This window comes from Kitasatospora sp. NPDC087861 (genome assembly GCF_044742585.1).
GTDB lineage: Bacteria > Actinomycetota > Actinomycetes > Streptomycetales > Streptomycetaceae > Kitasatospora.
This window is the reverse complement of the sequence record NZ_JBIUUS010000021.1, coordinates 87830-112923: the sequence shown is the minus strand read 5'-3', so window position 1 is coordinate 112923 and position 25094 is coordinate 87830. Positions and strand designations below refer to the sequence as shown.

The window sequence follows — 25094 nt, the reverse complement described above, 5'->3', positions numbered from 1 at the left end:
GGTCAGCTAAGCCAGACGACGTCGATCACGACGATCCGTTCGACGGCGGAGTTGACCAGGTAGACCATGGTGAACTGACCGATGGCGGCGCTGCGCACGTGCGCGCCGTCGGGGTCAGCGGCATCCCATTGCGGCCAGCCCCACGGGGCGCGGGAGGCGATGTCCAGAATGTCGCGGACCATCTCCTGCACGTGGGTGGGCAGCGTGGCCAGGACCTTGGCGGCCGGAGAGGACAGGCGGGCCGGCCAGGGGCGGGCACTCACGAGCGCGAGCCGATGACGTCTTGCAGGTCGATGCCGTCCTCGTCGGCCATGCCTTCGGCGAAGAAACGGTCGACGGCCGGGGTCGTGTCCAGACGGCCCTGCCATGTGCGGACGACATCGTGAAAGGGCGTCAGGTCGTATGTCGCGCTGGAGTCCTCCAGGGCCTTGGCCCAGTCCCGGCGGAAGGCATTCTCCCATCGCTCGGCGCGACCGGGGTTACCGTCGGCCCGGATTCGGGCGAGCAGTCGCGCTGCGGCAGCCGGGGGCGGCACCGGGGCGACGATGCGGTCGGGCTGAGCGCTCATCGGACTCCTCTTCTCGTCGTCGGTCACGCTACGGCAACCAGCGGATCGGTGGCAGAGCGCGCCTGATTTCGTCCAGGCACACTGGTCGGTTCACTGCCCCCGCGGGTGGCGAAGAAGCCGGTGCGGCCGACCCGGATACCGTGACCGGAGACCAGGCCACGCTGCCGCAGTTCGCGAGCCCCGCGTTCGCAGCCGCGACCGGTCTGGGCGGCGCCGCGGTGAATGAGATCCTGCGCCCGGCGCCGACGCCGAAGTGGGCGGACCACCCGTTGGACGCTCTGGCCTGACGACTGGAACGGCTCTGACCTGCAGAAACACGCGATATCCCATAGGATTCTCGCGATAGTTCCGAGATTCTCGTCTAGCTACGGGACTGCAGGTCAGAGAACTCTCGAAAACGACATGGCTCATCAGAGCAGTTGGCAGATGGTTTGCCTAGCCGCAGAAATTCTCGTTTAACAAACGGGACAGCACGCCAAAGCACAGGCATTGCACGCCCTCGAACCGAGAACTCACACACGAGCGCAGCTCCGCGTTCGCCGCGCGGGCCTCCTCCAGGCGCTCGAGCGCGGCGGCGGCCTCCTTCTCCTGCCGCTCCTGGTGCTTCCCGTGACAGGGCCAGCAGCGGCCCCCGGGGCGGCAGGCGACACCGGCCCGGCGGTCCGATGGCTCTCCGAGCCCTATCCCACGGCCGAAGTGGTGGCGGGCACCGGGCGCCACGGCACGGTCCGCTTCGTTCGTCTCCGAGCACAGGAATAGCCCAGGGCAGGTCTGAGCGCTCACCCATGTCGGTGCGAGGTTGTAGCGTGGGCACGCATTGCAAGGGACCGAGAATCCCTGCGGCCCCGGCGGGAGATCCCGCCGGGGCCGTTGCCGTCGGTGCTGCTACCGGAGCGGGTGAACCGGGGTCCGTCACCCGGATGACGGTGCCGACGCCCCGTCCGGCCCCGCGCCCGTGCCGGGGTGCGTGTGTTGCTCCTCCTCTCCCGACCCTGCCCGGCCAGACTGGGCGGATGAGCCGATCATCCGTCCCGAGCAGGCCGGTGCTGGTGGAGACCGCGGTACGCATCACACAGCAGCCCGACGCCGACGCCCTGCTGACACGCAGCCCGCTGGCCCTGCTGGTGGGGGCGCTGCTGGACCGGCAGGTGGCGGCGGAGCGGGCATTCGCCGGACCGATGGCCATCGCGCGGCGCATGGGGCGGGAGGACCTCGACGCGCACGAGATCGCGCAATACAGCCCGTCGGACTTCGCCGCGCTGCTGGCGGCCCGGCCCGCCGTGCACGAGTACCCGGCCTTCATGGCCCGCCGGATCCAGGAGCTGTGCCGCTTCCTGGTCGCCCGCTACGACGGCCGGGCCGCCGCCGTGTGGGAGGACGCCGACAGCGGCGGGCGGCTCGTGCGACGCGTGGGCGAACTGCCGGGCTTCGGCCGGCAGAAGGCCCAGATCTTCACCGCCCTGCTCGGCAAGCAGCGCGGTGTGCGCCCCGACGGCTGGCGCGAGGCCGCCGGCGCCTACGGCGAGGACGGCGTCTTCCGGTCCGTCGCTGACATCACCGGCCCCGACTCCCTGGAGAAAGTCCGCACCTCCCGCCAGGGACGACGGCGCACCACCTCCTGACCCGCCGTCCGCCCACCGGCCGCGACGCCCGCAACCCCCACCGACGGCACCCAGCCCGCGCCGTCCACGAAACGCGCGGGAACTCCCCGCCCCACACCACCTCCAGGCGCAGACCTGCTCTCCCGGGCTCGCCCCGCCCGGTGTCCGGGCCGGGGCACTTCGCCTTTCAGTGGCACTGGGGGCGCCTCGCCCGGGTGGGCAGCGAGGCTGCTGCGGAAGGGCCACGGCGCCGCCATACCGTCCAGCAGAACGTCGTCACGCCTTGGGCGGGCGGATCCGTCCCTTGGGGACCTCCCATTGCATGCCCAGGGCGTCGAGGTCGGCGATCTGCTGATCGCTGAGGCGTCCGAGGCGCCAGCGTTTGCGGGCCCTGATGAGGCTGTCGGACAGGGGGAATCCGTCCTGCACCGCCTTGGCCTGCGGGCGAAGGTGGCCATTCTGGGCGTGGAAGGCCGTTGCGGCGGCGAGGAGGCGCTGCCAGTCCTCGCCATCCGGGTCCCAGACCATGCCGAGGGCGTCGAGCTGGGCGGCGCGCCCGGGAGGCAGCGTGCCGTTGCGGTGGTTTCCGCGTTGGCGGGTCAGCCAGGCGGAGAGGTTGATGCCCCGGTGGACGGTCTTGTGGGGTGGGCGCAGGTGCCCGTGCTCAGCGTGGAAGGCCCGAGCTGCGGCGAGTCCGGCTTCGAACGGGTCCTGTTGTGGGAGGGTCCTCCAGACGATGCCGAGTTCCTGCAGGGCGGCGGTCAGGTCCGCGTTCAGGGTTCCGTTCTGGTGGGCGCGGCGCTGTTTGCGCAGCCAGTCCGCGACGTCGATGCCGTCGACGGTGGTGCCTGGTTCGGGGTCGAGGTGGCCGTGTTCGGTGTGGAAGGCGCGGGCGGCGTCCAGGTGTCGACTCCAGCGGGGCCGTCCCTGCCAGGTGAAGCCGGCGGCGTCGAGCTGGGCGACGCGCTGGTCGGGCAGGGTTGCGCGTTTGGCCCGCATCTGGCTGACCCAGGCGCCCAGGCGCAGGCCGTCGTCGGTGACGTGGCGCTGGGGGACGTCGGCCGCGTTATGGGCGGCGCGGTAGTCGAGCCAGGCTTGGATGTTGCGCCGCCAGCCGGCCTCGATGGGATCCCATTCGATGCGCAGGGCGTCGAGGGCGGCTGCGCGTTCGGGGGCGAGAGTTCCCTGGCGGTAGCTGCTGCGCTGTTTGACCAGCCATTGTCCGATCTGCAGGCTCGTGCCGTCGTCGGTGGTGACGACGGCGTCCTGCGGGATGTCGAGGTGGCCGTGGCGCAGGCGCCAGGCGGCGACGGCGGCGAGGTTCTGCCGCCATCGTGCTTCGATCGGATCCCAGACGACGCCGAGGGCGTCGAGGGCGGCGATGCGGTCGGCGCTCAGCCAGCCCTTCTTGTGGAACGTGCGTTGCTGCACCAGCCACTGTCCGAGGGCGGCGCCCTCGTCGGTGACGTGGCGCAGCGGGATGTCGAGGTGGCCGTGTTCGGTGTGGAAGGTTCGGGCGAGGTTGTACTGCTCCCACCACGGTGAGGTGGTCTGGCGGACGGTCAGCACGGTGAGTTGGTCGATGATGTGCTGCGAGGTGCCCGAGGGCAGCACGATGCTGATCTTCGCGGGCAGTTTCGGGCCGGACGTCACGTCCTGGCCTCGCTGGAGGTCCAGGGCGATGCCGAGGGGTTCGTCGTGGGCGCGCAGGGCGCGGATGACCTGCCACAGGGTGCGGTAGTCGCCGGCGTCGAGGTCGCCGATCTCGCCGTCGCTGTCGGGGACGGCGACGGGGATGATGATGGTGGACATTCCGGGGGTGTCCGAGCGGCGGCGCAGGGCTCGGCCGACGGCCTGGACGATGTCGACTGCCGATTCCTTGGGATGGGCGAACAGGACCGCGTCCACGGCGGGGGCGTCGACGCCTTCGGACAGGCAGCGGGCGGAGGCGACGGCGGCCCACTGGCCGTCGGGGACGTGTTCGAGGCGCTTGAGGATCCGGCCGCGTACGGCGTGGGGCATATCTCCGTGGACGTGGCCGGCGTACAGGGCGGTGGGGTCGCCGCCGAGCCGGGCGGCGGTGGCGGGCAGCGTGCGGGCGAACTCGGCGGCTGCGTCGATCCGGTGGTGGAAGGTCAGGGCGCTGCGCAGTCCGAAGCGGTCGCGGGCCTTGATGAGGGCGGCCTGGGCGACGACGGTCTGCAGGGCGGGGGCGCCGGGCCGGTCGATGTACTCGGCTGCGGAGTCGGCCAGTATGGCGCGCATCTCGCTGTCGGAGATGCCGACGACGGCGATGCGGTAGTCGTCCAGGTAGCCCTCGGCGATGCCGCGTGCGGCCGGATAGGTGTGTAGGACGGGACCGAACACGGTGCTGTCCGACATGGACAGCAGGCCGGGGCGGTTCTCCTGCAGGTTCTCCAGCCGGGGTGTGGCGGTGAGGTAGAGGGAGCGGATGGCCGGGAGGTGCGCCCGGTCCACGATGCGCCGTGTGGCGAGGTCCGGGCGGCCGGTGAGGTGGTGCGCCTCATCGAGGATCAGCAGGTCCAGCGGGGTGCCGGCCGCGCGCACGGCAAGGGCGAGCCGGTCGGCGGAGGCGTAGGTGCCGGCCAGCAGGCGGCGGCCGCGGGCCGGTGTGCGCAGCCATGCCGTGATCTGCGTGGGGTCGGTGGTGACCGGGCACGTCAAGTCGGACAGGTGTGTCGCGGCGTCGGCGACGGTGTCGTCGCTGCAGACGGCGAGGGACTCGATCGGCCCCGTGGCGGTGTGGCGGTGCCAGGACGCGAGGGTCTGGGCCACGAGCGTCAGGGACGGGGCGAGGACCGCGACGGTGCCCGTGGCGCCGAGGATCTCCTCGGCGGCGCGCTGGGCGACCAGGGTCTTCCCCGACCCGCAGCAGGCGTGCCACTGCCCGGATCCGCCGCTTGCCAGGCCCGCGCTGATCGCGGCGATGGCCTCCCGCTGGTAGGGGCGCAGTTCGGGTTGTCCGGTGCGGGGGTGCGGGAGCGCGGGTGCGGTGGGGGGAGTGGTGGTGGCGGTCACTCGTTCTCCATGCCGGTTAACGGTGGGCCCGGTATCGCGCTGGCGGCCGGCGACCGGGCGGGTCGGCGCTTCGGCCGCCCTGCGGGACCCACATCGGGATGACCATGGCAGGGGTTCGGCCGGGGTGGGCGTGAAGCCCGATGGTGACGGGGCTTCACGCCCACCCCGGCTGCACCCGTCTACTGGGAGTTGCTGAGGTCGGTGCGGGCGCCCTGTCCGGGGCGGTGGTTCATGGCGGTGAGGACGCGCTCGGCGCGGTAGACCGACTGGCCGCCGCGGCCGGCCTGGCGAACGGAGGCTTTGACGCCCCAGCGGGAGAGGGTTTTGCGGGCGGAGCCGGTGCTGCCCGCGTTGATGCGGTCGGCGACGTCCTCTATCGTCCACTCGGCGTCGGGATCCCAGCGCTCGACGATCGGGCCGACATCGACGCCATCGATGATCCCGCCGATGTCGAGGTCGTCGTTTTGGTTCCGGCCGGCCTCGTCTGCCGGGCCGATGAACTCGTCGCCGGTCAGCTGGACGCCGTCCGGCAGTCTGCTCTGCACGGCGTCGCGGTAGTCGCCGGCCATGAGGTCGAACGCGCCGCTCTCGGCGACGCGTCCACACCATTCGGTGCCGCCGCCGTTGATGTAGTCGAGGATGACGGCCTCGGGGGTGAGGCTGTGCTTGGCGTGGTTGAGCCAGCTGCCGTACGTGGTGGTCGTGGTCACGGGTTCTCCCGGTGTGGTCAGTGGGCGCCGGTGATGCTGTCGGCGGTCTCCTGCAGGGCGGGCAGGTACTCGCGCAGGTCGGCGTCGGTCCAGTCGTCGCCGAGCCAGTCGGTCAGTTCGGTGCGGGTGATGACGACCGTGCCGTTGTCGACGAGGGCCCCGGCCCAGACGTCGAGTTCGGGGGTGTCGCTGTCGGCGCTGACGTAGAGGACGGGGTTCTCGGCGGAACTGTCGAGGAGCTGGCGGAGCAGGGCGGCGGTGACGGTGGGCATGGCGGGTTCCTTTCGGTCACAGGGCCGCGGCGGCGGTCTTGATGCCGGCGAAGGTGCGGGCCAGGAGGTTGACGGTGTCGCGGGCGCCGTCGAGGTAGCGGATGTCGACGGCGTCGGCGTCGTAGTGGCGGGCGTGGAGCCTGCCGTCAGCGGCGTCGAACCACAGCCTGTCGATGGCGCCGAGGAGGCGTCCCGCGCGGCTGTTGGCGATGGCGCGTCCCCGGAGGGTGGCGCCGCTGACGTTGCCGGAGCCGTAGTAGGAGACGTCCAGTCCGGCGAACTCGGCCCAGTCGCTGATGTAGACGCGGTCCATGCCGTTCTTCTGCCAGCGGCGGCCGCCGAGGGCGACGACCATGTCGGCGGTGAGGACGATGGGCGAGGGGGTCTTGCGCAGCAGGGAGGGGAGCTTGATGCGGTAGGTGAGGGAGGCGGCGTCGATGGCCCACTTGCCGGCCTGCTTGACGGCGGCGATGGCGCCGGTGCGGCACCACGTGCGGATGGTGGCCACCGTGACCCCGGCTCGGATGGCGGCGCTGGTGGTGGTGACGGTGGGCATCTCGACCTCCTCTTGACGACACATCAGACTTTGACTCACAGTGAGGCAAAGTTCAAGAGGTTTGGCGAACCACACCCGAAAGAGTGAGAAGTCGCCCCGGCCTCACGACCGCGCCCACGCGATCCCCCAACCGGAAAGGGGACGACAGCCCATGCCCCGCCCACGGCCGGACCCACTGCCGGCCCTCACCAACCGGTGCCTCGCCGGCCGGGCCTTCACGGCCTTCCTCTCCCCGGCCCAGGCAGAGCCCCGCGCGGGCCTTCCCCCGCACCATTCAGGAGCGCCCGCCGCACAAGGGCCTCCACCTGCGGCTCTCCAGCCCGTCGTTCGAGGTCTACACCAAGCTGTTCGACGTCCTCGCCCAGATCACGCCCGTCGTGCAGGCCCTTCCGCGCTGCCGTCCTCGACGTGATCGGCGCGCTGAAGTACTTCGGCCGCAGCCCGGCCGGGATCGCCGACCTGGTGCGGCCCCGGCTCGCCTCGCACCTCGGCCTGCTCGCCGCGGTCGGCGGAGCGCGCACCCGCATGCTGGCCCAGTTGCTGGCCGACACCACCGAGCTCGGCGCCGTCCGGATCGGCGACGACCCCGCCGAGGCCCTGGCCGTCCTCCACGCCCAGCCCGTACGGGCCCTGCCCGGCGTCGGGCCGGTGCTGGAACGCGCCCTGGTGCGCTACGGCGTCGAAACCATCGGCCAGCTCGCCGGGCTTCCGCTGCCCACCGTGCGGCGGTGGCCGGCCCGGCACCCGGGCGAGCACCCGGGCGCACTCGACGATCCACACGACCCCTTGGCCAACGTCTTGCCCAGCCCCTTGTCCTGACCCTTGACCACCCCCCTTGTCCTGCCCGGTTTGCCCCAGTCAAGGGCCTTGTCCTCCCGGTTTGTCCGTGCCCGGGATCACCCCACGGGGCGGGGAAGCACCCAGCCGGGCGGGATGCTGCCGAGGTCCCGTTCCAGTGCCAGGCGCAGCAGGGTGAGGGCGTCGTTGGGGTTGGTGGAGAGCAGGGGGAGGTTGTCGGCGGCGTCGGCGACGGGGTGGCCGTTGATGAGGGCGATCCAGGAGCCGTCGTTGTCGTAGACCTCGGTCCAGCCGGCCAGGCGGCCGCGCTGTTCGAGGGCCTGGACGTCGGAGCGGCCGGGCCAGGTGAGGTGGACCAGGCCGCCGCCGAGGGCGTAGTCGCGGCGCGGGTCGCCCAGGCCGCGCAGGGTGGGCGGCGTCCAGCCGGTGGCTGCTCCGAGCGCCAGGTCCGGCACGGGCATCCCGTCGGGCTCGGCCGGGGTCGGCGGGGCGGCCGGGGCGGCGGCGCGGTGGAAGACGTCCAGGGCGAGGTCGGCGCTGTCGTACGTCTGGGGGCGGCCGAAGTGGTCGGCGACGAACCGACCGGGCCGACCGTCGCCCAGGTGCTGGACGGCGATCCAGCCGCCCACGCCCCACGGCCCGTCCGGCAGGCGGCAGGTCCAGCCCTGCGGCGTGCCGTCGTGCAGCAGCAGCTCAACCCCGGGCGCGCTCCAGATCGCCAGCTCCCAGCCGGCGCCGAACGTCACCGCCAGGTCGTCCAGCCGGTCGGGCCGGCCGAAGCGGGCGTACGGGTCGGCAACCGCGGTGCGCAGCGGTGCGTTCGCGTCGGCGGCGGCGAGGGTGTCGGCCGTCCCCGTCCCGCCGGTGGTGTCGGTGGTGTTTTCGCCCCGGGGCGTATTACCAGCGCCCGGGTGGGGGCTCGGCTCTGCCGGAGTTTCGCCCCGGGGCGTTTCACCGGCGCCGGGCGCGTCCCCGGATGGTGCCGGGAAATCGCCCCGGTTCGTATTTCCGTCCGTCCTGGCCGCCCCCGGGTGGGCCGCGTCCCAGACTTCCTGCGCCCGGGCAAGCAGCAGCGAGGACAGCGCGGGGATCACGCGGGCCAGCTCGGCGTAGGCAGTCTGCGGGTCGTCGTCCACAGCGGCCAGGAAGGCGTCGGTGCGCAGGCGGACCGCGTCGGCGACGTCGAGCAGCTGCTGCCGCTGCCCGGGAAGCGGCTGGTCCGGCTGCGGCTCGGCGGCCTGCTCGCCGCCCGGGGCGCCGGCAGCCGGGGCGGGCACACCAGTGGTCCGGGCCTTGGCACGGGCCCGGTCGGCGCGGCTCTTGCAGGCCTGCGAGTGGTACCTCAAGCGGCGGCCCCGGCCTTCGCGCGGCGGCAGCGGCTCCTCGCAATCCGGCCCCTCACAGCGCGCGCCCTCGACCTGGTCTCCGTCCAGCTCGAACAGCGCCACCTCACCGCCGTTATTTCGAACCGGTTCGCTTTCCATGGTGTGATCGTAACCAGGCGCGGCAACCGAATTTCGCCCCGGGGCGCTTTGCCTCCCGGCGTCCGATGCCGGTCGCTGCCGGGAATTTCGCACCGCTCCGGATTCCGTACCGGGCCGCCCGCGTGCAGGTTGTCCCGCCCCCGCATGCGCCCGCCAGCCGTGTTGTCCCGCATGTTGTCCCGCCCAGCGCGCTGCGCACGCGCAGGTTGTCCCCGCTGCGCAGCGCTGCACCTGGTGCAGCAAGGGTCGCCTTGCTGCACCAGGTGCAGCAGCGTCCGATGTAGCAAGGTCGTCCTTGCTGCACCCGTGACTGTCCGGTCCCGCTCGCGGTTGCACCCGGTATGACGACCTTGCCGACCGCCCCGCTGCCGCTCCACACCCCGGCCCTCGACGAGGCCAAGGCCCCCAAGGACCAGGTGCAGCGCGCGGCCGAGCTGGCGGCGCTGCACCTGGCGGCCGGCGCGGGGGAGGCGGCGGCCGCGTGGGTGCGCGAGCTGGCCGGCCACCAGGGCGAGGAGGACCACGGCCGGCTGCTGGAGCGGGTGGCCGAGGCGATCGCCCAGGCGAGCAGTCGCGAGATCATCCCGGGCAGCGACGGTCTGCTGACCGAGGAGCTGCGCTACACGCTGGCGGCGGACGTGGTGCTCGGTGCCTCGCACACCACCGGCACGCTGCCCGAGCTCCACGCCGGCGAGCGGATGCCGCTGATCGCCGTCTGCGCGATCGCCGCCGCCATGCCGTCGTGCGTGCTCGGCGACCTGGCGCGCGAGCTCGAGGTGCTCGCCGCCGAGCTGGACGCCGCCACCGCGGCTGGCCGGGCCGCCGCCGAGGCGCCGGCCGGATGAGCAGAACAGCCCGGCGCGGGCTCGCCCCCGGTGCCGGACGAATGCTGTCCGCCACCATCCGCCCGCCGCGCACCTCGCCGCCGTGGTCGCCGGCCGCCGTCGAGGCCGAGCTGCAAGCCGTCCTGGAGCGCTTCGAGCAGCGGGCGGAGCCGTGGCGGGAGGCGTTCGAGGACCTGGACGAGGACGTCCTCGCCGAGGCCGCAGCAGAGGCCCGGGCGTTCGGCACCGACCCGGCGGCCGCCGTCGACCGGCTGGTGCGCGGCCTGCTGCTGGAGCTCGCCGACTGGCAGCAAGCGATCAGTGCCCTGGGCGCCGACCTCACCGCGGCCGCCCAGGACCGGCCGCTGCCCGAGCTGGCCGCCGACGCCGGCCGCATCGAGGACGTCCGCTGGCGCCGAGCGCGCGCCGCGCTGCTCGAGGCCGTCGCCCGCCACCACCACGGCCACCTGCCGGACGGGGAACCCGGCAACCGACCATGGTGATCACCGACACCCGGGGCACGGAAGAATAGGACAGGTGACCAGCAATCAGCCCCTCCCCCGCGGCCTCACCTCCCTGATCCCGCAGTCCCGGGCCACCACCCCCAGCGAGCGGGCCGCCGCCCAGCTCCTCCACCTGCGCGAGGCCACCATCCCGGTACCGGTCCTCGCGGCGGCCGCCGAGCTGATCGCCCCGCAGCTGGAGGACCCAGACCCGGCCACCCGCGAAGCCGCCGGCGCTGTCCATGCCCGCCTGCTCGCCGCCATCGAGGACGCTGCACCCGGCCGGTAACCGACCGACTGTCCGAACTTGACCGCAGACACCACGCGGGTGCACAGGCGGGCGGAGGGCGGGCCGGGCAGCCGCGGACGTCGACGCAGCCGTCCCGTTTCAGGTTGGGCTCTTCCTCGGCTATCGCGAGGAAGAGGTGTCGGTGGGCCGGGTCCGCTTGCCCGCCGGGCCTGACCTGCAGAGACGCCTTTCGCCATGGAACTCGGCTGCGACGCTCGGCGCAACTCCCGGTGCAACTTCCCGTCCCACTGACCAGACAACGGTCCAGCACCCTGCCGAAGCAACCCGGGCGAGGCGGCCGAGGTGTCGGCGCCGCTGGGCTGGCTGCCTGGCTGGCACGCCTACCGGGATCGCCGAGCACGAGCGGACATGCTGTGCGGACCCCGGTCCAGGTGTTTCGGTCGAAGCACCTGGACCGGATCCGACGTCGGCGCGCTCGGGCACGACTGTGCCTTGCCGCCCCGCTCGTCCTCGCACGTGGCCCGCGCCCTTCACGGCGAGGTGTGTCGGCTGTCGGCGGCGGCTGAATTCTGTTTCACCCGTCGCCGACAAGGTGTGCCGCCGCCACCGCTTCACCGTGCTGGCGTCGACGCCGACACCGATCCACTCGGCCGCCGCGCGGCTCGGCTCGGCAGGTCGCGGGCGGCGCTGGTCCCTCGGATCTCGCGTAGACACGGTGGCTCCGACCTCGATGCCCCACCTGCCTTGAAGCCCATCATCGTCCTCACCGGGCAAGCCCGTGTTCGGGCTCTGTGCACGCCGCGGATGCGGTCTCCAGGTTCCGGGCAAGCCGGGCTTGCCCGGTGTACGTCGGGGCTTGCCCGGTTGCCCGATTCGATGGGCAAGCCTGTGGCCTGCGCTTTTCGTGGATCGGGCAAGCCGTCGGGCAAGCGGGTGTGAGGAGAGTTCACGGCATCGATCCGAAAGGAGGGTGCCGTGACCACCCCCTCGTTTTCCCCCGGGATCTTCGGACGCCTGGACGCCGACTGGGCGCTGCTGTGCGTGGACGAGTCCGTGCGCGCCGCCGTAACCGGATGGCTGGCCGCCGACCGCCTGGCGCCCGCCGTCGCCGCGGCCGCCGGTTCCTGGGCCTGGGATCTCGGTCCCGAGCAGGTGCTCGCCGCTCTCCGCCCTGGCCGGAACGGGCTCGGTGACGGCCTGTCCGACGAGGTACTGCGTGCTCTTCTGAGGCGCGCGTGCGGTGCTGGTGGTTTGGCGGGGCTCGCCGCACGCATCGTGCTGCAGACGATGGTGCCGGCGGCGGTTCGTCTGGCCCGGAGCCAGGTGCGCCCCTTCGGCGGCCGTTCCTTCGAGGACGTCGCCCAGGTGGTCGTCGCCGCGCTGTACGAGACCACGGTCTCGGGCCGCATTCACACCCGTCCCGGCCGGCCCGCCGCGAACCTCGTGCTAGACGCGCTAAGCCGCGCGTGCCGCGAGTTCGGCGCCGACCGCGAGCCGCTCGGTGCCGACGTGGCCGCGGTTGAGACCCGATCCGACGCCAGCCCCAGCCCGTTCGACCACGCCCACGCTCTGACCGTGCACGCGGCGGCCACCGCCGCGGGCCTCGACACCGAGGAAGAGACGGACCGCAGCCGCCTCGAACTGCTGGAGCTCCTCGTCGACGCCGTCGAGTCCGGCGTCCTGTCCCCGGCCGACGGGCGGGCCATCGCCTGGCACTACTCGGACTCACCCGTCTCGGACGCCCAGGCCGCCGCCCTCGCCGGCACCACCCCCGGGGCCTGGCAGCGCCGCCGCTCCCGCGCAGTGCACGCCCTCAAGGCCTCGCTGCGCCCCACCGCCTGACCCGCGCCCCGCCCTACCCCTCGCTTGGAGGTCACCCGTGTCTTCGCTGCCGATCCCCGCCCTCACCCTCGGGCTCACCGACTCCGCGCGCCTGCTCGTGCTGGGCGTGCTCTGCTACTTCGCGGCCGGCTGGGCCTACCTTGCGCTCACCGGGATAAGCGGCGGCATCCGCCGACGCGAGACCGGCCACGGCCCCGCCGCCGCCCTCACCGCCGCCCTCGTCTGGGCCGTGGTGGTGGTGCTCTGGCCGGCTCCGCTCGTCGCACGCACCGTCCGCGCGCTGCGCCGCCCGCACACCGAGGCACCCGCGGAGGCGACCTGGCGGCGCCCGGCGCTACCCGTCACGGTTCCATCGGCCGCGTACGCGCCGCCGCCGTGGCCGGTGCCGCCGTACTGGTACCGCCAGCGGTACGAGGCGGCCCGCACGGTCCTCGCGGAGAACGGCCCGACCGCCGCGCTGGAGGCGGCCTCGCGTCTGGTCGCCGATTCCGCTCTCCTCCTCGGCGACGACCACGCCTGGACGCTCGACGCCTGGGACCTGCTGGCACACCTCGCCGCCGTCGCCGGCAAGAGCTGCGAGTCCGTCAGCGTCTACCGCCCCGTCGCCCCTGCTTCCGGCCGGCCTTCGGCCGCCTCGGTGCCCTGCTGACCCCGTTCCCTTCCCTCTTGGAGACGAAGATGACCACACCCCACGGTGTCCAGGCCGTCGGACTCGACGCCGACGAGGAACTCGTGGCCCGCGCGCAGCGGCTGCTGATCGGGCTCGGCGCCGCCCTGGTCCACCGCCCCTTCGACACCGATGTCCACGAGCGCCTTCGGGCCTTCCTCACCGACGACGCCGCTGGGGTCCTCACCTCGCTGCGGGTCCTCCGCCAGCGACCCGAGGCCCAGTTGCGGCGCCGGATCGCCGAACTGTGCGGAGACCACATCCGCGTCGCCGGGAGCGCGTCGTGAGGTTCCTGCCGACGCGCAACACCGCCCAGCCCGCCGAGGAAGCCGTCGACGCTCTTCCCGAGGACGGGGCCGCCGAGGTCGGCGGCTGGTCGGTCGCGGCACGGGCGAACTCCACGGTCCTTGTCCGCTGGGCCGCCTGGTGCCTGCTGCTCCTCGGGCCGGTACTCGGCGCGGCGGCTTGGTACTCCATGCCGGCACCTGCGTCGGCGCTCCGTCAGCAGGCGCCTCCCGGCCAGCCCGCTACGGGGTCCCAGGGTGCTGCGGGGTTCGCCCAGCTGTTCGTCGGCGCTTTCATCTCCGCGGGGGACGGCGACCAGGCCAGGCTCGCCGCCTACTTCCCGGGGGCTGCGGGGCTGCGGCTTGAGGGAGCGCCGGGGCGGCGCAGCGGTGAGCAGCTGACGGTGGTGCGGTTGCGTCAGACGGATCGGGATGTGTGGTCGGTGACGGTGGCGGCCCGTATCGCCGGTTCTGCGGGTCCGGTGTCGCCGTCGCCTGTTGCCGACGGGCGGCGGGATCCGAAGGCGGAGGCGGCGGCGGCTTCGGCCGGGGCGGTGCACTACTTCCAGGTTCCGGTGGCGGCGTCGCCTGCGGGGGGCGGGGCGATGGGGTATGTGGCGCTTGCGATGCCGGCGGAGGTGTCGGCGCCGTCGCGGGTCGAGGCGCCGGTGCTGGTGTACGGGCCTGCGCGTCCGGCGTTGCCGGGTGATCCGCGGACGCAGGCCGTCGCGGCGTTCCTGGCGTCGTATCTGACGGGGGCCGGGGAGCTGGACCGGTATCTGGCGCCGGGGGTGCGGCTGGCGGCGGTGAGTCCGGCGCCGTATACGGCGGTCACGGTCGACCAGCTGGCGGTGGAGGGCGAGCACGGCGGCGAGGGGTCGGCTTCGGTGCCGGCCGACGGCGTGCGGACGCGGCTGCTGGTCGTGTTGCGGGCGGCCAGCCACGACGGGCTGCGGGTGCCGCTGACGTACGCGCTGACGCTCAGTTCCCGGGCCGGGCGGTGGGAGATCGCCTCGTTGGACGGCGCCCCCGCCGAGGCCGCCGCCGCGCCGGTTCCCGGGCCCGCTGCTCCCGCCTCTCCCTGATCTTCTCTTCTCCTTTCTTCTCCTTCTCTCACGCTTCTAGGAGTTCGTCATGCACGACGTTGTTCTCGCCGGCGGCTGGATCTCCACCGGAACGAGCCTCGGCAACGACATCAAGGCCCTGATCTTCACCGTGGGCATCCCGGTGCTGTGCGGCCTGTTCGTCCTGGTCGTCGGCTGGAAGACGAAGGCACCGGGGCCGACGATCATGGCCTGCATCCTGGCCGCGGTCGTGTGGGGGCTGTCGGCCAACATGGACACCCTTCAGAACAAGACGGTCGAGGACATCACCCACTACGACAGCACCTCGACGGTCCAGAAGGGCGACCGGTGAGCGCGCCCGAGGGCAAGGAGGTCCTGGTCGGGCGCTGCTACACCAGGGCGCGCCGCTCCCCTGTCGTCGTGGGTGTGGTGCCGGGCGGCGGCGGGCGCGGCTTGCGGCTGGTGGGCGGGCCGTACACGGTGACGCAGTTGGGGGCGATGGTCGTCTCGGTCGTGGTGCTGGTGGTGCTGCGGCCGGTGTGGGGCGGGCACGGCCTGGTGGACCTGGTGGTGCTGGTCGGGGTGCCGTTCGGTGCGGCGTTCGCGTTGCGGCATCTGCACGTCGACGGCCGGAACCCGGCCGCCGCCGCGGCCAGCGTGGTGATGATGCTCGCCGCTCCCCGGGCCGGGCGGCTTCGCGGTCGGCCGCTGCGGCCGGTGCGCTCGTCGAGTTCCGGCGCTTTGGCCACTTTGGGGGCGGGTCCTCGGCTGGGTCCGGCCGAGGACCCGCGATCTGGGGGATTGCCCGCGGTCGGCCGCACCGGATCCGCCGGGCCTGCCGTACCGGTGGAGGCGCCCGTCGCCTCCGGGGTGCAGGCCCTCCTTGCCCGTCGTACGTCTTTGGGGGACTGAACCGTGGGACGACTTCCGGTCCGTCACATCGCCGGCAACGTGATCTGGACGACGCACGGCGCGTGCTGGGCGGTGTGGCGGGTGGACGCCACCAGCTACACCTACGCCCCGGTGTCCGCGAAGCGGGCGCGGCTGGCGGCGATCGAGGCCCTGTTGAAGGGCCTGGTCGGCGAGCCGATGCTGCTGAGCCTGTGCCCGCAGGTGGACCCCGTCGCCGTGGTGCGCGCGATGGTGGACGGCGTCGACCTGGACGCGAGCCCGCGCTTCGAGCAGCTGGGGCATATGGTGCTGGACCAGCTCGGACAGATGGAGCTCACCGGCCGCACCGACTGGCTCGCCGTGCCGCTGCCCGCCGTCTCGCCCAAGGACGCCGTGGTGTCGGCCTGCTCGGCGGCGAAGGCGGGGTTCGCCCTCCAGCTCGGGCTGGTGCCCGCGCCCGTCACCGCGGGGGAGACCGAGCGGCGACTGGCCCAGGCCCGCAGGATGCAGGCCCAGTGGCCTGCCGGGGTGGCGATGCGCCCGGCCGGCGAGGCCGAGATCCTGTGGATCTACGGGCACAGCATCCGCCGCGGCCTGGTGGAGCCGCTGTTGCCGGACGGCAGCGAGCCGCTGCTGCGCGGACGCGGGCGCGGGATCGCCGCGCTGGAGGACGTGGTGCTGGCCGAGGGGGGCACCGCCGACGGCGTGGTGCCGGCGAACCCGTTCGCGCGCCGCTTCCTGCGGGTGTCCAGTGAGTGGGGCGACTCCCACCAGGCGCTGCTGGCGCTGGCTCAGATGCCGGAGGCGTTCACGCTGCCTGGTGCGGCCTACCTGCAGCAGCTGGACGACGTCGCCTACCCGGTGGACTGGGCGGCGCGCCTGGTCGTCGTGCCCGGCAGGCAGGCGGAGGTGAAGGTCCGCAAGCGGGCCCGGCACCTGCGTGCCCAGGCCGCCGAGTACGAGGGGGATCCGGCCGGGCCGCCGCCGCTGGTGGCCCGCAACGCGGAGGACAACGACGAGTACCACGAGCGGCTGACCGCCTCGCCGCGGGAGGTTGAGATCCGGGCGATGGTCACGTTGGCGGTGTGGGGGGCGAGCGCGCAGGAGGCGCAGGACCGGGCGGCCTCTCTGGCGTCCGACTTCGGCGGCGACGAGTACACCTTCGCCCGGCCGGTGGGCGCGCAGACCGATCTGTGGCGGGCGATGCTGCCGGGCTGCCGCACGCCGCGGGTGATGGCGGGCTACGCGCAGATTCTGCTGGCGCGGGATTTCGCGATGGCGATGCCGTGGTGCGGGTGCCGGCTCGGTGACGAGCGCGGCGGTCTGTTCGGGGTCCAGATCGCCGCGGGCGGGGCCCGGCCGGTGCTGCTCGACTCCGCGAGGGGGCCGCGGGAGAACGCCTCCGCCTCGATGGCGTTCATCGGCGAACTCGGCTCCGGCAAGAGCGTGGCGATGAAGGCCGCGGTGTTCAACGTGCTGGCGCGCGGCCGCCTGGCCGCTCTGCCCGGTTCTCGGGGCCGCGCGGTGATCGTGGACCGCACGCGGGACGAGGAGTGGGTGCGTTTCGCCCGCGCCTGCCCCGGCACGACCCAGGTCATCCGTATCGACCAGGGCGCGGCGGTGAGTCTGGACCCGCTGCGGCTGTTCGTCCAGGACAGCCCGAAGACCGCGGCCCGGTTCTGCGAGAGCTTCCTCACCCTGCTGCTGGGGGTGCGGCCGATGGACCTGGAGGGCGTGGCGCTGTCGGAGGCGGTGCAGGCGGTGCTGGAACGGCCGGCGCCGTCGATGCGGCGACTCGCCGACGAGCTCGCGGCGCGCGGGGCCGGCGGCGACGACGCCGCGCGTGCCCTGTCCCGCAAGCTGGCCGCGGTGGCGCGCAAGGACCTGGCCCGGGTGGTGTTCGACGAGAGCCTGCCGGTGGTCGACACCCAGGGCGCCGACAGCGTCGTGTTCGCCGTCAGCGCCCTGCAACTGCCGAAGAAGTCGGAGCTGGCCAGCGACCACCGCATCGAGCGCCTGGAGTTCGAGAAGGTCCTCGGCCGCGCGGTGATGTACCTGATCGCGGCAGTGGCACGCGAGACCGTGATGAAGAACCGGGACGAGTTCGGCGTCGTGGTCTTCGACGAGTGCTGGTGGCTGACCAGCAGCGACGAGGGACTGGAACTGCTGCTGGAGATGCTGCGCGACGGCCGCAAGCACAACGCCGCCGCGTACCTGGGCTCGCACGACCCGGACGACATCGGGCCGGCCGACAGCGAGAAGGGCGCCGTCGTGCGCGGCCTGATCCCGCACCGGCTGCTGTTCCGTCAGACCTCCCGGACGCTGGCCGCCCGCGGCCTGGCGTTCCTGGGCCTGGACGGCACCGACCCGGCGCTGCTGGACCTGGTCACCTCCGGCCTGTCCCCGATCGACCTGCCCGAGGAGGAGAAGACGGCGCGCGCCGGGGAGTGCCTGTACCGGGACCTGGCCGGGCGCACCGGCCTGATGAAGGTGCTGATCCCGCTGGACGAGGCCGCCGCGCAGGCGATCCACACCACCCCGGGCCGGGACGCCGCATTCGGCAGGGCCGCCTGATGGCCGCGCTGCTGCGCCGACTTCGGATACTGGGCGCGGCCCGGATACGCACGGCCCTGACGGTGGCCGCCCTCGCGGCCACCGCCACCGTGTTCGTCGCCTCCCTGCCCGCGCAGGCCGAGCCCGCGCCGACGCCGGCCCCCTCCCAGCCCGCCGGCCCGACGCCACAGGAGACGCAGTGGCTACAGGACCTCCTGCGCGAGCAGTCGGAGAAGGTGACACCAGCCGAGCAGGAGGCCCGTCTGGCGAAGGAGACGGAACAGCTGCGCAAGCTGCTGCCCGACGAGGGCGGGCTGCTCGGCGTCTTCAACGTCACCGACCGCGCCGGCCTGCCCATCTCCGCCTACACCGTGCGCAGCGACACCGGCGGCGTGCTCGACTGGGACCTGGGCATCGAGAACCTGCTGACCGAGCTGTGCTTCATGGTCACCAAGTGGCTGATCGCGTTCTGCTGCTGGCTGATCTCCTGGGCGCTCAGCTTCGGCCTGGCGAAGCTGCTCCTCAAGCCGGCGCTTGCCGTCGCCGGTTCCGTGCACGCCCGGATCATCGTCGAGATGGGGTTGCCGTCCCTGTTCCTCGCTGTGTGCGCGCTGATCTGCGCCGCACGGATCTTCTTCGGGGACAAGGCCAGGGGCTGGGGGGACGCGGCCGTGTCCATCCTGCTGGCCGCGCTGACCACGACGCTGCTCGCCTCTCCCCCGCAGGCGCTGCTGGGCGAGGACCACGGCGCCATCGCCGCCGCCCGCGGCCTCAGCCTGGAGATCGCCGGCATCATCCTCCAGGCCGACCCCGGCGGGCCCCGCCCCGAAGGCGACGCCACCCGCTTCACCCTGTCCCGGCCGCTCACCGACGCCCTCACCGACGCCTTCGTCGTCAAGCCCGCGATGCTGCTGCAGTACGGACGGGTCTTCGACGGGCCGTGCGCGGGCGAGTACGCCCACGCCCGGATCGAGCAGCTCACCTTCGAGCGGGCGGCCGCACAGAGGACCGCCGCGATCAAGAAGACCGTCAGCTCCACCCTCAACTACCTGCCCGGCGGAAGCTACCTGGCCAACACGAGCTACATCTCCCAGTTCACCGACCCGCCCATCGACATGGCGCTGCAGTGGGCGATCAGCCACTACGGCACCCCGCCCATGGATAAGTTCGAGAAGAAGTGCGTGCCCGGCGACGTCACCGCCGCCAAGCAGGCCAGCCTCGACAAGGTCGGCGGCGCCCTGTTCCTCCTGGTCGCCGCCGCCATCGTCACCGTCCTGATCTGCGCGCTCGCCGGGTCCTTCCTCGTCGCTCAGTGCCGCATCGCCTGGGACGCGGTGCGCGGCGAGCCCGCCCTGGTGGTCGGCACGATCCCCGGCGCCGGCCGCGGCTTCCTGTGGGACTGGTGCGCCAGCGTGCTGCGCTCGCTCGGCCAGCTGATCGCCAGCATCATCGCCCTGGCCGTGTTCATCGTGGTCCTCCAGGCCGTCCTCGACCCCGCCCAGAGCGACTGGGGCAACGAACTGACCCTGCGGTTCCTGGCCGTCGACGTCGTGTGCATCGCGGCGGTCCGCAAACGCCGCCAGATCACCACCCGCTCCCGGCAGGTCGCCACCGCCTGGCGCCAGAAGATGTCCGCGGCCCGCGTCGGCGGAACCCACGGAAGCGTCTTCAGCCCGCCCCCTACTCCCGCCGCGAAGCCCCGTCAGGCCGCCCGCACCACCGCCCGCGTCCTGGTCCGCACCGCCCTGGCCGGCGCCGCCCTCGCACAGGGCAACCCGCTGGCCGCCGCCGGCTACGCGATGCCGCAGTCCATCGGCGCCACCGCGCTGATGTCCCGCCTCGCCACCAGCCAGCGCTCAGCCCGCCCACGCCCCGGCGCCCGTCCCACCCGTCCCGCCCGCCCGGCCGGACGGCCCCAAGGACCCAAGCCCCCTGCTCCCCTCCCGCCCGCTCCCCCGAACAGCACCAGCGCCGCCAACAACGGCGCCCCCGCACCCGCTGCCAGCCCGCCCGCCACCGCGACGGCGCCCCGCCCCGCCACCGTGCGCCCGCCCCGGCCCCCGCACCCGAAACGCCCCACCACCCCGCCGCGCCCGGCCACGGCTCCGGCCACCCCGCAGCGCGCCGCGCCGCCCACCCCCCGGCCTGCGGCGTCCGCGCACCAGCACCGGCTGCGCCAGCGCCTCAACCGGGCCACCCGGCCCACACCGCCACGGCGGCGCCCGTGACCACCGGAGCCGAGGGGAAGCGATCCACCGTCAAGACGGCCCTGCCGGCAGTCGGCCTCCTGCTGGTGCTGGGCCTGCTGCTGGTGGCCGCCGCCGCTTCGCACGCCACCGGTGCCGCCGCCCGCCAGAAGAACACCAGGGCGGCCGCCCGCCAGAGCGCGGCCGTGTGCCCCGGTGCGCCGGCGGCGGCCCAGGACACCGGGCGGATCACCGAACAGGTGAAGGCCCTCCTGGCCGGGGGCCCCGGCGCGGGCACGCCCGCCGACCTGTCCCAGCCCGCCGAACAGATCCCCCACGCGACGACGATCGTCGCCACCGGCATCCGCATGTCCGTCCCGGCGCGGGGCCAGGTCATCGCCCTGGCCACCGCCCTGCAGGAATCCGGCCTGCGCAACCTGCCCGGCGGCGACCGCGACTCGGCGGGCCTCTTCCAGCAGCGGCCCTCCCAGGGCTGGGGCAGCCGCGAACAGATCCTCGACCCCGCCTACGCCAGCACGAAGTTCTACACCGCCCTCCAGCAGGTCGACGGCTGGCAGCAGCTGCCGCTCACCGCCGCCGCGCAGCGCGTCCAGCAGTCCGCGTACCCCGACGCCTACGCCCGGCACGAAACCCTCGCCACCGCCCTCCAGCAGGCCATCGCCCCCACGCTGGGCGCGGCCCCCGCCACGGTGCCCGCCCCCGCCCCGGCCGACTACGGCCCCTGCCCCGGTGCCGTCCCCGCCACCGACTCCACGCCACCCGGCGAGCTCCCGGCCGGCTACCAGATCCCCGCCGACACCCCCGCGACGGTGCGCACCGCGATCCGCTGGGCCCTGGAGCAGCTCGGCACGCCCTACCAGTGGGGCGGCTCCTGCACCAACGCCCACGGCCCGGACCCGGCCGGCCGCTGCGACTGCTCCTCTCTGGTCCAGCGCGCCTACGGCGTCGCCGGTATCCAGCTCACCCGCACCACCTACACCCAGGTCGGCGAGGGGACGGCCGTGTCCACCGAAGCGGCGTCACTGCGCGCGGGGGACCTGGTCTTCACCCGCGGCACCGCGGAGACCCCCGAACACGTGGCGATGGTGATCGGCCCCGGCCTCATCGTGCAGGCCCCCCGCACCGGCGACGTGGTCAAGGTGTCCCAGCTGGCGGGGCCGGTCCTTGCCGCGCGGCGCGTCGTGGCCGGCTGACTACGACTCAGGCTTTTGTAACGGATCGGCAAAATCCCGGCGGGTGGTGTCTGGACCGGGCCGCGGAGGCGACTTGGTCCGGGCGAGGTTCCCGTTGCCGTCGCCGACCAGGAGGCCGCCATGCCCCACCGCCCCGCTCACCCTGTTCCCCTCGTGGGGGTGTCATGACCGTCCCCGGCATCGATGTCCTCGGGTGGGGCGCCCACGCCCTTCCGTACCTGGCGGGGCTCGCGGCGGCGGGCGGCGGCGGGTGGCTGTGGGCGGCACGGCGCCGACTGCGCCGCTGCCGGGCGGCACTGGCCCGGCGGACCGTGGTCGAGGTCGTCCCCACCAGCGCGTTCGACCCCGGTGAGGGGGAGGTCGCCCGCTTCGGCCGCCATCTGGCCCGTGTCCACCATGCCGCCGGCGGCGTGCCCGCCCGCGGCGCGGCCGTGCGGGTGCGCTACAGCGCCGAGGGCGGACGGATGCACTGCTACCTGGAGGGCCCCGCCGCGGCGGCAGCCGTCCTGGCGATGCCCGGCTTCACCGGGGTCGAAGTCCACGCCGCCGGGGCCCGCAGCGCGATCACCCCGGTCCGCTTCACCACGCAGCGGGACGCGCGGTGAGCGCGCCGGCGGTCAGCCTCGCCAAGCCCGCCGACGACCCGGCGGGTGCCACCGGGCGCGGCGGGCGGCTGTACGTGCAGCGGGCCGAGCTGGTCCTGGCGTTCGCCGACCGGCGTCCGCTGGCGGCGCTGGGCCTGGCCCCGGACCCGCTGCAGCAGGTCGCCGCCGCCATGGCCTCGGTGCGCACCGAGGCGGGCGAGCAGGCCGAGGTGGTGATCGACCTGGTGCCGGTCTCGGAGCGGGCCCTGGCCCGGCGGCGGCGCCGGCTTCTGGCGCAGGCCAGGCGGCGGGGGCCGTCGGCGTACGGGGAGCGGCTGGCCGGCGGGTTGTGGGGTGCGGGGCTGGCGGAGTCGTTCTCGTCGGCCTGGTCCGGCGGGGGCTCCGGGCGAGGCGGCGCCGGGAGCCGGCTGCCGCGGATGACGGACGTGCGCGAGGGGGTCGGCAAGTTCGAGCCCGGCACTGCCGTCTTCGCCCTCCAGTTGCTGCTGCGCACCCGCGCGGCGCACCCGCAGGCGGCGCTCGCGCGGATGCACCAGTTGCTCGCCGCGTTCGCGGTGACCGGAGGCGAGAACTACCTGAAGGCCCGCACGCCGCGTACCCGGGGTGCGGTGGCCGCGTTCGACCGGCGCTTCGCCTCCGGGGAGTTCGCGCCCGCGCGGCGCCAGTGGGTGACGGTCCCGGAGCTGGCCGGGTTCCTGAAGCCGCCGACCGCGCGGTGCCACGCCGCCGGTGTGGTGCGCTCCGGAGGCCTGGTGCCGCCGGCTCCGGCGGACCTGCCCGTCTACAGCGGGCAGCGCGACCTGGTGCCGCTGGGCGCGGTGGTCTACCCGGACGGCGTGGAGCGCATCGGCGCCGCGCGCGTGCGTGACCTGCTGTTCGCGCTGGTGCTCGGCAAGTCCGGGCACGGCAAGACGGAGTCGGCGCTGGTGCAGTGCATCGCGCTCGCCCACGCCGGCTTCGGCACGTGGTTCCTCGACCCGCACGGCGAGGCGTGGGTGCGCGCCAAGCCCTACCTCGCGCATCCTGACATCGCGCCGCGGGTGTGGGAGATCAACCTGGCGCGCTCCGAGCCGGACCAGACGGTCGTCTCCTGGAACCCGCTGTCGATGGAGGACCGGTCGCTCGGCGACGTCCAGGAGGTCGTGCGCTCGGTCGTGGAGGGCATCGCCGCCGCCCAGGACTGGGGCGACAGCGCGCCCCGGGCCCGCACGATCCTGGCGCGCGCCGCCCAGTCCCTGGCCCTGCTCAACCTGCAGGCCGTCGCCGCCGGCAGCCCGGACGCCCAGTGCACCCTCTTCCAACTGCGGACCTGGCTGACCGACGAGGACTGGCGCGCCCTGCTGCTGCCCAAACTGCCGCCCAGGGTGCGGGCGTACTGGGAGAAGACGTTCCCGTCCCTGGCCAAAGACGCGGTGCCGACCGTCACCTACGCCATCGACCGCCTCGACACCTCCCGCTCGCTGCAGGCGTTCTTCGGCTCGCCCCGCTCCGCCTACGACGTGCGCCAGGCCATGGACGAGAGCAAGGTCGTGTTCGTCTGCCCGTCCGGCTCCGAGTCCGACGCCCTCGTGTCGTGCCTGCTCATCCACGACCTGCACCGCGCCGGTCTCTCCCGCCAGGACACCCCGCGCGAGAAGCGCGCCACCTTCTGGGCCTGGGGCGACGAGCTCACCGCCCTGGACGCCTCCAGCAAGGGATTCCTCGCCGCCATCGCCGAGCAGCTGCGCAAGTACGAGGTCCGCTTCACCGGCATGACGCAAATGGCGCTGCGCCTGTCGGCGATCACCCGGCAGGCACTGCTGCAGAACCAGTCCCTGCTGGCCACCTGCGCCGCCGACTTCGACGAGGCCGCGTTCGTCGCCCGCCGCTGGAACGGCCACGTCACCCCCGAGACCATCACCGACCTGCCGAAATACCACTACGTCATGTCGCTGAACCTGGACGGCCGGCGCACCACCCCGTTCCGGGTGCGCGGCCTGCCCGTCGAGGAGATCTACGCCCACTACGACAACCCGGACGGCGTCCCCGACCTCGACCGGGCGATCGACACCAATCTGAGCCGCCGCACCGCCGGCGACATCCTCGCCGCCCTCGAAGACCTCGACGGCACCGTCCTGTCCCACCACCTCGGCCTGCCCTGCGCCCCTGCCGACGGCGCCGACCCGACCACCGTCCTCAACTGATCCCGGAGCACCGCCATGCCGTACCCCGTCACCGCGCCCCAGGGCGTCGGCGCGATCGGCCAGCAGGCCATGACCGTCCTCTACCAGCACCGTCTGGTCTCCACCGACCAGCTGCACCGCCTCCTGACCCCGCACCAGAGCCGGGCCGAGTACCTGCGCCGCCAGCTCCACCGCCTGCGCGCTGCGGGCCTGGCGGATGCGGTCGGACGCCGCGCCCACGGGCAGACCAGCCTGCTGTGGTGGCTCACCGCCAAGGGCGCCGAGGCGGTGGAAGCCGCCGGACTGCTCCCCGTACGCCCTTACCGGATGAGCCCGGAGGCCGCCGCCGGTCCCCTGCAGGAGCACACCCTGGCCACCGTCGAGGCGGGCATCGCCTTCGTCCACTGGGCCCGGACGCTGGGCCACGACTGCGGCCCCCTCGACTGGTCCCCGGAGACCGCCCACCACTACCGCGACGACAGCCGCCCCGGCGAGGACCTCTCCCTGATCCCGGACGCCGTCCTCAACTACGTCCACACCGACCAAAAGGCCCGGCAGCGCACCCTGCTGACGTTCTTCGTCGAGATCGACCGCGCCACCATGACCGTCGCCCGCCTCGCCCACAAACTCCACGCCTACGCCTGCTACCAGAAGTACGTCCCGCAGAGCGGCGGCCGGGCCGGCGCCCGCCCCGGCCGGGCCGGCACAGGGGCACCGGCCTGGCGCGCCCGCTACCCCGCCTTCCCCCGCCTCCTCCTCGTCTTCACCGGCGCCCCCGAACATCGCCTGGAGCGGCGCATCGCCGACCTGCGCAGCCTCGCCGCCAGCGACCCGCTCGTCGCCGCCGGACCGCTGCGCGCCGGCGCCACCACCCTCGACCGGCTGCGCCAGGACGGCCCCTTCGCCCCGGTGTTCACCCCGCTACTCGGCCCGGCCGACCCCGTCGACGCATGGCTGCGCCCCGGCCCGGCGCCCGCCGCCGCAGCCGCCTGACCCGGTCGGTGTGACTGGACAGCACGCT

General features: G+C 73.7%; 25 protein-coding genes. 18 read left to right on the top strand and 7 right to left on the bottom strand.

Annotated features, from left to right (window positions below):
• Positions 1-2 precede the first annotated feature (2 nt).
• Both ACIOJE_RS27730 and ACIOJE_RS27725 read right to left on the bottom strand, forming a co-directional pair.
• The gene (locus ACIOJE_RS27730; RefSeq protein ID WP_400779672.1) at positions 3-263 is read right to left on the bottom strand and encodes a hypothetical protein; all 261 of its coding nucleotides are present in this window, start codon (positions 261-263) and stop codon (positions 3-5) included.
• Positions 260-595, bottom strand: a complete 336-nt coding sequence (locus ACIOJE_RS27725) for a DUF6247 family protein (protein WP_400779671.1) — start codon at positions 593-595, stop codon at positions 260-262. The genes ACIOJE_RS27730 and ACIOJE_RS27725 overlap by 4 nt, the downstream gene beginning before the upstream one ends.
• 113 nt (positions 596-708) lie before the next feature.
• On the opposite strand from ACIOJE_RS27725, the gene ACIOJE_RS27720 reads away from it, so the two are divergent.
• Together ACIOJE_RS27720 and ACIOJE_RS27715 are read left to right on the top strand one after the other, a co-directional pair.
• Positions 709-855 carry a hypothetical protein gene (locus ACIOJE_RS27720; RefSeq protein WP_400779669.1) on the top strand — a complete coding sequence of 49 codons (147 nt, stop codon included), beginning with the start codon at positions 709-711 and terminating at the stop codon, positions 853-855.
• A gap of 726 nt (positions 856-1581) precedes the next feature.
• On the top strand, positions 1582-2190 hold the full coding sequence (locus ACIOJE_RS27715) for an HhH-GPD-type base excision DNA repair protein (protein ID WP_280685937.1): 609 nt from the start codon (positions 1582-1584) through the stop codon (positions 2188-2190).
• 255 nt (positions 2191-2445) lie between these two features.
• Here ACIOJE_RS27715 and ACIOJE_RS27710 read toward each other — a convergent pair whose 3' ends face one another.
• From ACIOJE_RS27710 to ACIOJE_RS27695, 4 genes are all read right to left on the bottom strand, one after another.
• The gene (locus ACIOJE_RS27710; protein WP_280685936.1) at positions 2446-5208 is read right to left on the bottom strand and encodes a DEAD/DEAH box helicase; all 2763 of its coding nucleotides are present in this window, start codon (positions 5206-5208) and stop codon (positions 2446-2448) included.
• A gap of 179 nt (positions 5209-5387) precedes the next feature.
• Positions 5388-5918: a hypothetical protein gene (locus ACIOJE_RS27705; protein WP_280685935.1), complete on the bottom strand. Its 531-nt coding sequence runs from the start codon at positions 5916-5918 to the stop codon at positions 5388-5390.
• 17 nt (positions 5919-5935) lie between these two features.
• The gene (locus tag ACIOJE_RS27700) at positions 5936-6190 is read right to left on the bottom strand and encodes a hypothetical protein (protein WP_280685934.1); all 255 of its coding nucleotides are present in this window, start codon (positions 6188-6190) and stop codon (positions 5936-5938) included.
• 16 nt (positions 6191-6206) lie between these two features.
• Positions 6207-6746 carry a hypothetical protein gene (locus ACIOJE_RS27695; protein ID WP_280685933.1) on the bottom strand — a complete coding sequence of 180 codons (540 nt, stop codon included), beginning with the start codon at positions 6744-6746 and terminating at the stop codon, positions 6207-6209.
• A gap of 408 nt (positions 6747-7154) precedes the next feature.
• Here ACIOJE_RS27695 and ACIOJE_RS27690 point away from each other — a divergent pair, with 408 nt between their 5' ends.
• Positions 7155-7565 carry a hypothetical protein gene (locus tag ACIOJE_RS27690; RefSeq protein ID WP_400779665.1) on the top strand — a complete coding sequence of 137 codons (411 nt, stop codon included), beginning with the start codon at positions 7155-7157 and terminating at the stop codon, positions 7563-7565.
• A gap of 77 nt (positions 7566-7642) precedes the next feature.
• On the opposite strand, the gene ACIOJE_RS27685 is transcribed toward ACIOJE_RS27690, so the two are convergent.
• Positions 7643-9028 (bottom strand): hypothetical protein, encoded by a 1386-nt coding sequence (locus tag ACIOJE_RS27685; RefSeq protein WP_280685931.1) that lies wholly within the window; start codon positions 9026-9028, stop codon positions 7643-7645.
• A gap of 341 nt (positions 9029-9369) precedes the next feature.
• On the opposite strand from ACIOJE_RS27685, the gene ACIOJE_RS27680 reads away from it, so the two are divergent.
• From ACIOJE_RS27680 to ACIOJE_RS27610, 15 genes are all read left to right on the top strand, one after another.
• Positions 9370-9873, top strand: coding sequence for a hypothetical protein (locus tag ACIOJE_RS27680; protein ID WP_280685930.1), 504 nt, complete (start codon positions 9370-9372; stop codon positions 9871-9873).
• Positions 9870-10355: a hypothetical protein gene (locus tag ACIOJE_RS27675; RefSeq protein ID WP_280685929.1), complete on the top strand. Its 486-nt coding sequence runs from the start codon at positions 9870-9872 to the stop codon at positions 10353-10355. The genes ACIOJE_RS27680 and ACIOJE_RS27675 overlap by 4 nt, the downstream gene beginning before the upstream one ends.
• A gap of 34 nt (positions 10356-10389) precedes the next feature.
• Positions 10390-10644, top strand: a complete 255-nt coding sequence (locus tag ACIOJE_RS27670) for a hypothetical protein (RefSeq protein WP_280685928.1) — start codon at positions 10390-10392, stop codon at positions 10642-10644.
• 936 nt (positions 10645-11580) lie between these two features.
• On the top strand, positions 11581-12447 hold the full coding sequence (locus ACIOJE_RS27665; RefSeq protein ID WP_280685927.1) for a hypothetical protein: 867 nt from the start codon (positions 11581-11583) through the stop codon (positions 12445-12447).
• Between the two features lie 37 nt (positions 12448-12484).
• The gene (locus ACIOJE_RS27660; RefSeq protein ID WP_280685926.1) at positions 12485-13096 is read left to right on the top strand and encodes a hypothetical protein; all 612 of its coding nucleotides are present in this window, start codon (positions 12485-12487) and stop codon (positions 13094-13096) included.
• Between the two features lie 29 nt (positions 13097-13125).
• Positions 13126-13401 (top strand): hypothetical protein, encoded by a 276-nt coding sequence (locus ACIOJE_RS27655; RefSeq protein ID WP_280685925.1) that lies wholly within the window; start codon positions 13126-13128, stop codon positions 13399-13401.
• Positions 13398-14483 carry a conjugal transfer protein gene (locus tag ACIOJE_RS27650; protein WP_400779661.1) on the top strand — a complete coding sequence of 362 codons (1086 nt, stop codon included), beginning with the start codon at positions 13398-13400 and terminating at the stop codon, positions 14481-14483. The genes ACIOJE_RS27655 and ACIOJE_RS27650 overlap by 4 nt, the downstream gene beginning before the upstream one ends.
• A 49-nt stretch (positions 14484-14532) precedes the next feature.
• Positions 14533-14814, top strand: a complete 282-nt coding sequence (locus ACIOJE_RS27645) for a hypothetical protein (RefSeq protein ID WP_280685923.1) — start codon at positions 14533-14535, stop codon at positions 14812-14814.
• The gene (locus tag ACIOJE_RS27640) at positions 14811-15374 is read left to right on the top strand and encodes a hypothetical protein (protein WP_280685922.1); all 564 of its coding nucleotides are present in this window, start codon (positions 14811-14813) and stop codon (positions 15372-15374) included. The genes ACIOJE_RS27645 and ACIOJE_RS27640 overlap by 4 nt, the downstream gene beginning before the upstream one ends.
• Positions 15375-15377: 3 nt before the next feature.
• Positions 15378-17927: an ATP-binding protein gene (locus ACIOJE_RS27635; protein ID WP_280685921.1), complete on the top strand. Its 2550-nt coding sequence runs from the start codon at positions 15378-15380 to the stop codon at positions 17925-17927.
• Positions 17927-20134: a hypothetical protein gene (locus ACIOJE_RS27630; RefSeq protein ID WP_280685920.1), complete on the top strand. Its 2208-nt coding sequence runs from the start codon at positions 17927-17929 to the stop codon at positions 20132-20134. Before ACIOJE_RS27635 ends, ACIOJE_RS27630 begins: the two co-directional genes overlap by 1 nt.
• Positions 20131-21306, top strand: coding sequence for a C40 family peptidase (locus ACIOJE_RS27625; RefSeq protein ID WP_280685919.1), 1176 nt, complete (start codon positions 20131-20133; stop codon positions 21304-21306). The genes ACIOJE_RS27630 and ACIOJE_RS27625 overlap by 4 nt, the downstream gene beginning before the upstream one ends.
• Before the next feature lie 164 nt (positions 21307-21470).
• On the top strand, positions 21471-21911 hold the full coding sequence (locus tag ACIOJE_RS27620) for a hypothetical protein (protein ID WP_280685918.1): 441 nt from the start codon (positions 21471-21473) through the stop codon (positions 21909-21911).
• Positions 21908-24094 carry an ATP/GTP-binding protein gene (locus tag ACIOJE_RS27615; protein ID WP_280685917.1) on the top strand — a complete coding sequence of 729 codons (2187 nt, stop codon included), beginning with the start codon at positions 21908-21910 and terminating at the stop codon, positions 24092-24094. The genes ACIOJE_RS27620 and ACIOJE_RS27615 overlap by 4 nt, the downstream gene beginning before the upstream one ends.
• A gap of 15 nt (positions 24095-24109) precedes the next feature.
• Entirely contained in the window at positions 24110-25066 is a 957-nt protein-coding gene (locus ACIOJE_RS27610) for a replication-relaxation family protein (protein ID WP_400779656.1), read from the top strand.
• The last annotated feature ends 28 nt before the right edge of the window (positions 25067-25094 follow it).